At 35.9% G+C, this 10,460-nt stretch carries 12 protein-coding genes; 8 read left to right on the top strand and 4 right to left on the bottom strand.

Annotated elements, in window-relative coordinates:
- Positions 1-668: 668 nt before the first annotated feature.
- From FLA105534_RS18405 to moaA, 8 genes are all read left to right on the top strand, one after another.
- A complete protein-coding gene (locus tag FLA105534_RS18405) occupies positions 669-1,841 on the top strand; it encodes a molybdopterin molybdotransferase MoeA (RefSeq protein ID WP_173967554.1) in 1,173 nt (390 codons plus the stop codon).
- Between the two features lie 155 nt (positions 1,842-1,996).
- Entirely contained in the window at positions 1,997-2,743 is a 747-nt protein-coding gene (locus FLA105534_RS18400; protein ID WP_173967553.1) for a sulfite exporter TauE/SafE family protein, read from the top strand.
- 104 nt (positions 2,744-2,847) lie between these two features.
- Entirely contained in the window at positions 2,848-3,420 is a 573-nt protein-coding gene (locus FLA105534_RS18395; RefSeq protein ID WP_173967552.1) for a molybdenum cofactor guanylyltransferase, read from the top strand.
- A 6-nt stretch (positions 3,421-3,426) separates the two neighbouring features.
- The gene (gene cobA, locus FLA105534_RS18390; protein ID WP_173967551.1) at positions 3,427-4,215 is read left to right on the top strand and encodes a uroporphyrinogen-III C-methyltransferase; all 789 of its coding nucleotides are present in this window, start codon (positions 3,427-3,429) and stop codon (positions 4,213-4,215) included.
- 2 nt (positions 4,216-4,217) lie between these two features.
- Entirely contained in the window at positions 4,218-4,454 is a 237-nt protein-coding gene (locus tag FLA105534_RS18385) for a MoaD/ThiS family protein (protein ID WP_173967550.1), read from the top strand.
- Between the two features lie 143 nt (positions 4,455-4,597).
- Positions 4,598-5,029 (top strand): molybdenum cofactor biosynthesis protein MoaE, encoded by a 432-nt coding sequence (locus FLA105534_RS18380; RefSeq protein ID WP_173967549.1) that lies wholly within the window; start codon positions 4,598-4,600, stop codon positions 5,027-5,029.
- Positions 5,030-5,038: 9 nt separating this feature from the next.
- Positions 5,039-5,953, top strand: a complete 915-nt coding sequence (gene moaCB / locus FLA105534_RS18375) for a bifunctional molybdenum cofactor biosynthesis protein MoaC/MoaB (RefSeq protein WP_173967548.1) — start codon at positions 5,039-5,041, stop codon at positions 5,951-5,953.
- Positions 5,940-6,947: a GTP 3',8-cyclase MoaA gene (gene moaA / locus FLA105534_RS18370; protein ID WP_173967547.1), complete on the top strand. Its 1,008-nt coding sequence runs from the start codon at positions 5,940-5,942 to the stop codon at positions 6,945-6,947. Before moaCB ends, moaA begins: the two co-directional genes overlap by 14 nt.
- Before the next feature lie 124 nt (positions 6,948-7,071).
- Here moaA and FLA105534_RS18365 read toward each other — a convergent pair whose 3' ends face one another.
- From FLA105534_RS18365 to FLA105534_RS18350, 4 genes are all read right to left on the bottom strand, one after another.
- Complete coding sequence (locus FLA105534_RS18365) at positions 7,072-7,755, bottom strand: hypothetical protein (RefSeq protein WP_173967546.1); 684 nt, start codon at positions 7,753-7,755, stop codon at positions 7,072-7,074.
- A 503-nt stretch (positions 7,756-8,258) separates the two neighbouring features.
- The gene (locus FLA105534_RS18360) at positions 8,259-8,882 is read right to left on the bottom strand and encodes a class I SAM-dependent methyltransferase (RefSeq protein ID WP_173967556.1); all 624 of its coding nucleotides are present in this window, start codon (positions 8,880-8,882) and stop codon (positions 8,259-8,261) included.
- Positions 8,883-8,885: 3 nt separating this feature from the next.
- Positions 8,886-9,599 carry an exonuclease/endonuclease/phosphatase family protein gene (locus tag FLA105534_RS18355; RefSeq protein ID WP_173967545.1) on the bottom strand — a complete coding sequence of 238 codons (714 nt, stop codon included), beginning with the start codon at positions 9,597-9,599 and terminating at the stop codon, positions 8,886-8,888.
- A 161-nt stretch (positions 9,600-9,760) separates the two neighbouring features.
- Entirely contained in the window at positions 9,761-10,420 is a 660-nt protein-coding gene (locus tag FLA105534_RS18350; protein WP_173967544.1) for a response regulator transcription factor, read from the bottom strand.
- Between the last annotated feature and the right edge of the window lie 40 nt (positions 10,421-10,460).

Genomic DNA, 10,460 nt, shown 5'->3' with positions numbered 1-10,460 from the left:
TTCAAATATTATTTTAATCTCTACTAATTCTATAGACAAAGTTAAATTTAATATAATAAAAACCAAAAGTTTGGTTATTTTTTTTTGAAAAAGATAGAATTTTGGAATGTTTTTTAGCTATAAAAATGGTTTAACTTGTTGTTTTTTAGTGTGTTGTGTTTCTGTGTGAGATGTTAAAAAAAAGTATAAGCTTCTGTTTCTTTAATTAAAAAATGTAGTACTTTATACTTAATTTTCTAATTTTTAAGATCTTATCTCATTTTAAAATAAGGTAAAAACGTCAGCTAAAAGTCGTTGGCGTCTTCAAAAGAAGATTTTTTTAAAAACGTAACTTTTATAGGTACGACTTCATCATAAGAGTAGTGGTCGGAAAATGCATTTTAGGTTGAGGTGGGATAATAAAGTAGAGAAGTTGATTAAAGTGTTGTGAATTAGTTGTTTGTATGTTAAGTTGTGCGTAATTTTATAGGTTGAAGGATCGTCCGAAAGGAAATTTCCGGAATAAAGAAACCAAAACCTCAGATCCTAAAAAGCTATTTGATTTTTTCGGGGAGTAATCCAAAGAATTAAGCTAAATTTATATTCTTAAAAAAGTGATAAGAGAGACTTTAGAGAAGTAAAAAGTTATGTTTTTACAAAAAGTGTTTTTTGCTTAAAAAACAACCGTTATGATTAAAGTTGAAGAAGCATTACAAAGAGTTGAAGCGAACTGTATCAAGATGCCCACGAAGCAAATAGCGATACGCAAAGCATTGGGTTATGTTTTGACCAATAAGGTGATTTCGCCAATTGATATGCCGCCGTTTCGTCAATCGGCGATGGATGGTTATGCTTTTATTCACAGTATAAAACATCAATACGATATCGTAAGTACTTCTCAGGCGGGCGATCACTTAAATTTGAAATTAAAGGCCAATGAAGCAGTCCGAATCTTTACCGGCGCTTTTGTACCCGATAATGCAGATACGGTAGTAATGCAGGAACATGTCATCGCCAATAAAGATTCTATTTTGATTGCAGTCATGCCTTCAAAAGGAACAAATGTTCGCTTAAAAGGAGAACAAATTGCAAAAGATAATGTCGTTTTTGAAGCTGGGACTTTAATAACTCCTGCGGCAATTGGTTTTTTAGCCAGCTTAGGAATCACAGAAATTGAAGTGTACAAAAAACCGAAAGTGGCCATTTTAGTAACAGGAAATGAATTAGTAAAACCTGGTGAAAAACTAAAAAAAGGAAAAATTTACGAAAGTAATTCCGTTATGCTTCAGGCAGCTCTTGAAACGGCAGGAATAAACAAAACAAAAGTCTATCGCGTAAAAGACGATCTGAAAGCTACAAAAAAGTCATTAAAAGAGATTTTAAAAAAGTATGACATTGTTTTGGTTTCAGGCGGAATTTCGGTCGGAGATTACGATTTTGTCAAAGAAGCTTTATTACACAATGATGTCAATGAACATTTTTATAAAATCAACCAAAAACCAGGGAAACCTATGTTTTTTGGGTCAAAAAATGGAACCTTAGTTTTTGCTTTACCCGGAAATCCGGCTTCATCACTGACCAATTTTTATATCTATGTTTATCCGGCAATCAGAAACAGAATTGGGCATTCTGAAATTCACAGGACAAAAATCGTCCGAACGCTAAATTCGGATGTTAAAAACGATACAGGCAAAACATTATTCTTAAAAGCAAGATACGACGAAACAAATGTTACAGTATTAGAGGGACAAAGCTCCTCAATGCTCAATACTTTTGCCGTTGCCAACGGTTTGCTAATCGTTCCCGAGGATGTTGAAGTCTATGAAAAAGGGACTTTAGTGACTGTATTGCCGATAGATTAAAAGGATTTTAGATTGCAGATTTTAGATTGTAGAGCAAAGATGCTAGAACCAAGAGAAGTGGTATATAAATATGGGGCTATAGAGGAGTAAACCTGAAACCTGAAACAAATAAACAATTACACGGTTAAACAACCAAACGATTAAACAATAAAAAAATGACCCTGCTAAGTTCCGAAAACCTATTACTATTTAGTTTTGCATTAATTGTTATTGCATTTTTATATTCTAGTGTGGGACATGGAGGAGCATCGGGATATTTGGCTTTGATGACTATTTTTGCTTTTCCGGTGGCGGTGATGAAACCTTCGGCTTTGTTGTTGAACTTGTTTGTATCAAGTATTTCGTTTTTCTTTTATTATCGAAAGAATTATTTCAAGCCAAAATTGTTTTATCCATTTGCAATAGCGTCAATTCCGGCAGCATTTATAGGCGGATTTGTCACATTAGATAATACGATTTATAAAGCAGTTTTAGGAGTAGTCTTGGTTTTTGCAGCGTTAAGGCTGTTTGGGGTTTTTAATTTTAAAGAGAAAGAGGCTGTTAAAATCAATCTGATGTTTGCATTAACAATTGGTTTTGCAATCGGTTTATTATCCGGAATGTTAGGAATAGGCGGAGGTATAATTTTAAGTCCTATTTTATTGTTTTTGGGATGGGCATCTGTAAAAGAGTCAGCGGCGATTTCGAGTCTGTTCATATTTGTGAATTCCTTTGCAGGAATGTTAGGCTTTTTTATGGGAGGAAAAATAATCCCAGTGGAAAGTTTTTATTTAGTTCCGATTGCAGTTGTGGGAGGAATATTGGGAGGATTTTACGGAAGTGGTTATTTCTCAAACAAAACCCTGAAAATAGTTTTAGGAACCGTAATTTTAATGGCAAGCGTCAAATTGATTTTTCCTTAATAATTGAAAAATAAAAAGATAGAATGTATCTCTATCTTTTAAAGTTAAACTTTCTCTCATTTCAACCTGAAACAAAGAAAACCTGAAACAAAAACTAAAAAACAATGGAAACACTAACAGCATTTATTCTTTGTGGAGGAAAAAGTTCTCGAATGCAGTCAGAGAAAGGATTAGTTTTGTTTCGGGGAAAGCCATTTATAGAGCACATCATCAGCGCAATTTTGCCTATTACAGCAGAAATAAGATTGGTTACTGCCTCAAAAGAATATGATTATCTTTCTTATCAAAAAATACCCGATGTTATTGCAGATAAAGGGCCGTTAGGAGGAGTTTATACTGCTTTATTACATTCTGAAACCGAATTTAACCTAATTCTGAGCTGTGATATTCCGCTAATTTCAACAGAATTATTACAGGAGTTACTCTCAAAACATACGGAAGAAGCCGGAATTACCGTTTTTGCTTCGCAAAGCCGAATGCACCCACTGATAGGAATTTATTCCAAAAAGATGATCCCTTTTATTAAAAAGGCTATTGATACGAATGCACTAAAAATGATGGATTTGCTGGCAGGAATACCACATCAGATTATTAATCTGGATGAAAGTGAGATCATTCCTTTAACCAATATTAATTCGGCTGACGAATTAAATGATTTGAATGCCAATTTAAGTTAAAAGATTATGCAAAGCTTAAAAATACCAAAACTAACCATTGTAGGTGCAGGACCGGGTGATGCTGAACTGATAACGATGAAAGCTATAAAAGCTTTAGAGCAGGCCGATGTGGTTTTGTATGACGCTTTGGTTAATGAAGAATTGTTGGATTATGCATCAAATGCTGAAATTGTTTTTGTTGGAAAACGATTGGGCTGCCATGCATACACGCAGGATCAAATTAACGAACTGATTGTGTCAATGGCACAGCGATACGGACATGTGGTTCGCTTAAAAGGAGGCGATCCGTTTGTTTTTGGAAGAGGAAGTGAAGAGATTGAATTTGCAGAACAATTTGGAATCGAAACGGCAATTGTTCCCGGAATTTCATCTGCTTTGGGAGTTCCCACCTCGGTTGGAATAAGCGTTACACAGCGCAAAGTAGCCGAAAGCTTTTGGGTCATTACAGGAACAACCTCAGATCATAAGCTGTCGAAAGATATCCATTTGGCTTCTAAATCGGATGCGACGGTAATTATTTTGATGGGAATGCATAAATTAGAGGAGATCATTGCTATTTATCAGCAGAACAGAACCGACAATCTTCCCATTGCCATTATTCAAAACGGAACGAAAAAAACAGAGCAAAAAGTGATTGGAACTATAAGTTCAATTGCTAAATTGGTTGCTGAAAAAAATATAACATCGCCAGCTATTATTGTCATTGGCGAGGTAGTGAAAAATACGTCAAGCTGGATTTCTTATTTTCAGGAACATTTTGAAGATGAGTTTATTTTTCAGAATTTAAATTTATAAAAATGATTGAGATTAAATATTTTGGAGCGGTTGCCGAAAGGACCCAATGTGAACTTGAAAAAGTACCTTTTTCGGAAGTGTCACTGCAGGAATTATTGCGTGATTTAGATCAGAAATATCAATTTGATTCGCTTGTTTTCAGCGTAGCAGTAAATCAAAAAATAGTTTCAAAAACAGTAAATTGTACTTTGCAGACCAATGATGTGGTTGCTTTATTGCCGCCATTTGCAGGAGGATAATCAAAAAGCAGAGCGTCTGTAAAGAAGTGAAAAAACATAGAGGTTTATTGGCTATGAATTCGCAAGTTTTTTTGAATTAGAAAAATTCGTGAATTCGCGGCCAAAGAAAAATCTTTTTAATCTGTGGCAAAAAAATAGAAGTAATGAGTAAAAATGTATTTGTAGAAGGGCCAATTAGTCCTGAATTTATAGCCGAGTCGATCGCAAAGCACCAATCCAAACACACGATTGGTGCGCATAATATTTTTTTAGGACAAGTTCGTGCCGATGTGATTCACGACAATACTGTTGTAGCTATCGATTATTCGGCCTACACTGATATGGCCAATGAAGCTTTGTATGCCATTCGCGAAAGAGCGTTTGCTAAATTTGATTTGACCTGTATGCACATTTACCACAGTTTGGGTATTGTAAAAGCAGGCGAAATTTGTTTGTTTGTCTTTGTTTCGGCAACGCGACGCAAACAAGTTTATGAAGCAACAGAAGCCATTGTAAACTGGATTAAAACCGATGTGCCCATCTTTGGTAAAGAAATGTTTGAAAACGATACCTTCACCTGGAAACAGAATTCCTAATAAAATACAATGGTAGATATTACGCATAAAATAAGCACCTTAAGAAAAGCAACCGCCACCGCAATTGTAAAAGTTAGTAAACAAGAAACAATTGACGCGGTGGAAAATAATTTAGTGCCAAAAGGAAACGTACTCGAAATGGCAAAAACAGCGGGATTGTTTGCGGTTAAAAATACCCATTTATCGATTCCCGATTGTCATCCTATTCCTATTGAATTTACTTCAGTTGAATATAAGATCGAAGGTCTGGAGATTCAGATCATCTTTACGGTAAAAACCGTTTATAAAACGGGTGTTGAGGTAGAGGCGATGCATGGAGCATCAATTGTAGCCCTTACCATGTACGATATGTTGAAACCGATTGATAAAGAAATTGAAATTTCGACCATAAAATTAATTGAGAAAGAAGGTGGAAAATCGTCTTTTAAAAATAAATTTTCGAATGCAATAAAAGCAGCAGTTTTTGTTTGTTCCGATTCTATTTTTGCGGGGGACAAAGAAGATCGTTCGGGAAAAGTTATAGTCGAAAAATTAAATTCGTATGGCGTTGAGACACTGCATTATGAAATTATTCCTGATGAACTTGAGATTATTCAGGAAAGAACAAAAAGGTTTGCCAAAGAACATCAATTGGTGATTTTTACAGGCGGTACAGGTTTGTCTCCACGTGATGTTACGCCGGAAGCTTTATTGCCAATTTTAGAAAGCAGAATTCCGGGAATTGAGGAAGCGATTCGGGACTATGGACAGCAGAGAATGCCTTATGCGATGTTGTCCAGGAGCGTAGCCGGAACCGTGGGCAAGAGTTTAGTTTTGGCTTTGCCGGGTTCGACAAATGGAGCAAGAGAGTCTATGGATGCGGTTTTCCCACATGTGATGCATGTTTTTCATGTTTTAAAAGGTAAAAATCATGACAGCCTTTAACACTAGTTTGACGGATGGTTTTGGGCGCAGACACAATTATCTACGCATTTCACTGCTGGAAAAATGCAATCTGCGTTGTACCTATTGTATGCCTGCTGATGGCATTGCACTTTCTCCAAAAGCCAGTTTAATGACTGCGGACGAGATTTTTGGTATCGCTCAGACTTTCGTGCAAAATGGTGTTGATAAAATAAGATTAACTGGCGGTGAACCACTTTTACGAAAAGATTTTCCGGAAATAATTTCAAAACTGTCCGCTCTTGATATTTCAGTTTCGATTACTACAAACGGAATTTTGATCGATCGTCATATTGATGTTTTAAAGCAGTTTAAAATTAAGAAAATCAACTTAAGTCTGGATACGCTGGTTGCATCAAAATTTCATTCGATAACGCTTAGAAATCAGTTTGATAAAGTGGTTGATAATTTACATTTGCTATTGAATCATGATTTTCAGGTAAAAGTAAATGTTGTTTTGATGAAAGGTTTTAATGATAACGAAATTGTTGATTTTGTAAAACTAACTCGGTTTTTACCTATTTCGGTTCGATTTATTGAGTTTATGCCTTTTGCGGGGAACGAGTGGGACAGGAGTAAGATGGTTTCGCAAAAGGAGATTCTTTCTTGGGTAGGAAATGGTTTTTCAAAACAGGAAATTATCAAGCTCAAAGACGAAGAAAACTTCACGGCGAGAACCTATAAAATAAAAGACTTTCAGGGAGATTTCGGAATTATAAGTTCAATTACAAATCCGTTTTGTGACAGCTGTAACCGAATTCGCTTAACCGCCGATGGAAAAATAAAAAACTGTCTTTTCTCTAATTCAGAAACCGATCTTTTAACCCCTTTTAGAAAAGCTCAGCCGATAACGGATCTCATTTCAGCCGCTGTTCAAAGTAAAAAGAAAGTTCGTGCCGGAATGGTAACGATTGATGAAATGAATGATCCTGCAAAACATTTTGATAACCGCAGCATGATTGCAATTGGTGGTTAGGAGGTTGAAAAATTCAACACGCAGGGTTGTTAATTTTTCCTTTCTTCAAAGTGATAATAGAAATGTATAGGTATATAAGATAAAAGAAGGTTTGACTTTATAAAAGTCAAACCTTTCTTATGTATTATTTTTTCTTCTTTTTGGCTTTAGCTTTTTTCTGAGCTTTTGCTTTCTTTTTTGCAATTTTTTTAGCTTTAGCTTTGTCTTTCGCTTTTTTGGCTTTTTCTTTTTTCTTAGCTGCAGCTTTTAGTTTTGCTTTTTTAGCTTTTTCTTTCTTTTTATCATTTTTAGCTTTCTCTTTTTTCTTAGCCAGTTTCTTTTTGGCTTTGTCTTTCTCTTTGTCTTTCAATTTTTTGGCTTTTTTAGCAGCTTTATCTTTTTTATTTTCTTCGATTTCAACTGCCTGGTTAGTATTTTCTTCTTTTGATTTAGCAACAGGTGTTTGAGTAACGGCTTTTTCTACTGGTTTAGCAGCGGGTGTTACTGTTTTTTTTATCGGTGCTTTTGCTACTGCTGGTTTTGTTGTAGTTGAAGTCGCTGCTGCGGTTTTTACAACCGCCTTAGCAGGTGTTTTTGTTGTAGTACTTGCAGCTTTGGTAACAGAAGCTGCAGGAGCTTTAGGAGTTACCGGTTTGGCTGCTGTTGGTTTTGCCGATGCCGTTGTTGGTTTAGCAGGCGCCGCTTTACGAACGGGTGCTTTTTTAACAGGAGTGCTGGCAGGTTTTGCAGTTTCTGTAGCCGGTTGAACAGCTTCAGGTTTTACAGAATCGATTTTTTCCGGGGTGCTTTCTTCGGGTTTGTTTTCCATATTTTATGTGCTTTTAGGTAAGGTTATCGTCAGCAATGTAACTAAATTGTTAACTCATAGTTAAGTAAAGATAATTATAAAACATGGTATTCAATGTTAAGTTTTCTTATAAAATTTAATGTTAAGTATTTGAAAGTGAATTGTTTGGTTTTTTAGCCGAAATGGGAAACCAAAATTTCTTAACAATTCTACATGGAAAAAGGGAGGAGTTGATTGTTAATTGTGAATTGTTAATTGTTAATTGTGAAATGTGAGATGTAAACTGTAAACTGAGAACTGAAAACTGTACCCTGAGCTCATTAGCCCAGATGGGAGTGGCATCCTTTTGTGCCGGGGTTCGGGACAAAAGATACAACGGACAGCTGGAAACAGCTCCTTATATTAAATATTATTTTAGAGATTGCTCCATTGTAATGAAAGAGAGCAGGATGCAATTGTGTGAGGGTAGGGAGATGCGGTGTAGAGACGCATTAGAGCGCCTCTACAAATGTTTGTAAAAGGAATTACTTTTTCTTTCCGATAAATCGGATAACAGAACCTTTTCCGTTATGGAAAAGACCTTCATTGAGCTCGATTTCTTTTTCTTCCAGTGTGATGATTTCATAATCGGGAAAGTCAGATTGGATTTCTTCGATTGAAAACAAAGAAGCAATATCTTTAGGTCCGCCCACTTTATCGTTGATGGCCAGATATTCGAGGTGTTTTTTGCTGAACGCTTCAAAAAGAATGTAGCCGCCTTTGCGCAAATACTGATCCAGTGTTTTGTGTATTGCCGATTTAATTTCTGCCGGAAAGTGTGCATAAATTAAAGCAATGGTATCAAATTGTCCCGGCTGATAGTTTAAAGTTTCTAATTCTCCAACCTGATAGTCGATGATAACATTTTGAGACTGGGCAAGTTTAAGAGCTTTGCTTTGGCCTTCTGAACTAATATCGAATGCTGAAACATTCCAGCCCAGTTTAGCAGCATAAACGGCATTTCGGCCTTCACCTTCAGCGGGAAAAAGAATAGTTCCGATGTCTAGTTTTTCTAATGTTTCTTTTAAATAATTGTTGGGCGCGGTGCCATAGGCAAATTCTTCGGTGCTGTAACGGTCGTTCCACCGTTCGGTCCAGGAGTTGGTCATCATTTATATATTGAAGTTAATTATTAAAGGTTTATGGTCGCTAAGCATTGTCCAGTCTTGATAAGTACCAACTTCTACACTTTCTAAAACTTCCATAAAATCTTGCGAGGCAAAGCAGTAATCCAAATGATAGGGTTTGTTTTCATGGCGGTAAAGATATAAAGTAGGGTGCTCTTCTTTGCCTTGTTCTTGTTTGAAATATTTATGATACGTACTGAAAATTTTTTTTTCGCCCAGTTTGTTTACAACGGTTGTGTGATTTCCTTCTCTTCGAGGTTTATCCCAAATAGTGTTGCTGTTGAAATCTCCAATTAAAATGGTCTTGTGTTCCTTTATCAGATCTTCATAATAATTAATTGCTTTCCATACCTGAGTTACATATTGTCCGTCTTTATCCTGCGGATTATTGGCCCAGATGGCAAACAACGTAAAATCGATGTCTCCGCCAGTAACCGCTATTGGCAAAATGTTTTTGAATAAAGGATTGTGAGAGTCTAATAATTGAAACTTATAATTGCTGTAGGAGAAAACGGCAAGTCCTTTGTGTGGGTTGGTTCCGTACCAAAGCAGGTCGTTTGGCAGTTTTGCATCGGTTTGGAATTTTAAATTTTCAGGATTTTCACATTCGGAGATTACGGCAATATCGGCATTATAAGCGTCAAGGAATGTTGCTTTTTTTCGAAATGCCATATTACAATTCCATGCTATAATTTTCATAAGCTGATTTTCTTGTCTCAGAAAAGATCCTCCCAAATATACCAAATTAATGAGTTTTATCAAGGAATTTGCATAACAAAAAATGCCCTTTTCAGAAATCGAAAAAGGCAGATCGAATATTGTAATTCCGAGCAAATTAGTTACGTAATTGTACGTAATTTTTATAGCAAAGAATACTCGGTTGCTTTGTTTGAAAGCTCCATCAGGTTTTTTACTTTTAGTTTTTTCATTAAGTTAAAACGATGCACTTCGGCAGTACGCTTACTGATTTTAAGAGTTTCGCCAATTTCCTTATTTCCTTTTCCGGATAATAAAAGAGACAGAATTTCTTTTTCTCTCTTGGTAATCGTGATTTCTTCGGCTAAAGCTTGTTTGCGCCCTAATGAAACAGTACAATGCACAAAGTGATGAATCAAAATTCCTGAAACATCACCGCTGTAATATTTTCCTCCGTTTAAAACCGTATGTAATGCTTTTAAAAATTCTTCTTTGCTGGAATCTTTTAGCAAATACCCTTCGGCACCTGCTTTCAATGCACCTAATACGTATTCTTCAGATTCATGAGTGGTGAGTATAATAATTTTAACCTTATTATTTTCACTTCTAAGTTTTTCTACCACTTCAATACCGGTTAAATGCGGCATACGTATGTCTAGTATAAGTAAGTCTGGCTCACTTGTAGCAACAGCTTCGAGGGTATCTATTCCATCTGTAGCTTCGCCTACAACTTCTATGTTTACTTCGTTTTCCAACAAAGATTTTATCCCATCCCTTACAAAAACATGATTATCCGCGAGGACTACCCGAATCGTTTTACTCATTATTTATTTAATTGTTACTTCAAGACCCTACGTATATTGG

Origin of the sequence: Flavobacterium collinsii, assembly GCF_902804485.1 — a bacterium.
Classification (GTDB): domain Bacteria; phylum Bacteroidota; class Bacteroidia; order Flavobacteriales; family Flavobacteriaceae; genus Flavobacterium; species Flavobacterium collinsii.
This window is presented reverse-complemented; position numbering and strand designations above follow the sequence as displayed.

Bases quoted from the DNA above. Each gene is read 5' to 3' on its own strand.
- moaCB (WP_173967548.1), top strand. From the start codon at position 5,039: ATGGTAGATATTACGCATAAAATAAGCACCTTAAGAAAAGCAACCGCC.
- FLA105534_RS18380 (WP_173967549.1), top strand. From the start codon at position 4,598: ATGAGTAAAAATGTATTTGTAGAAGGGCCAATTAGTCCTGAATTTATA.
- FLA105534_RS18360 (WP_173967556.1), bottom strand. From the start codon at position 8,882: ATGACCAACTCCTGGACCGAACGGTGGAACGACCGTTACAGCACCGAA.
- FLA105534_RS18350 (WP_173967544.1), bottom strand. From the start codon at position 10,420: ATGAGTAAAACGATTCGGGTAGTCCTCGCGGATAATCATGTTTTTGTA.
- cobA (WP_173967551.1), top strand. From the start codon at position 3,427: ATGCAAAGCTTAAAAATACCAAAACTAACCATTGTAGGTGCAGGACCG.
- FLA105534_RS18395 (WP_173967552.1), top strand. From the start codon at position 2,848: ATGGAAACACTAACAGCATTTATTCTTTGTGGAGGAAAAAGTTCTCGA.
- FLA105534_RS18365 (WP_173967546.1), bottom strand. From the start codon at position 7,755: ATGGAAAACAAACCCGAAGAAAGCACCCCGGAAAAAATCGATTCTGTA.
- moaA (WP_173967547.1), top strand. From the start codon at position 5,940: ATGACAGCCTTTAACACTAGTTTGACGGATGGTTTTGGGCGCAGACAC.
- FLA105534_RS18405 (WP_173967554.1), top strand. From the start codon at position 669: ATGATTAAAGTTGAAGAAGCATTACAAAGAGTTGAAGCGAACTGTATC.
- FLA105534_RS18400 (WP_173967553.1), top strand. From the start codon at position 1,997: ATGACCCTGCTAAGTTCCGAAAACCTATTACTATTTAGTTTTGCATTA.
- FLA105534_RS18385 (WP_173967550.1), top strand. From the start codon at position 4,218: ATGATTGAGATTAAATATTTTGGAGCGGTTGCCGAAAGGACCCAATGT.
- FLA105534_RS18355 (WP_173967545.1), bottom strand. From the start codon at position 9,599: ATGAAAATTATAGCATGGAATTGTAATATGGCATTTCGAAAAAAAGCA.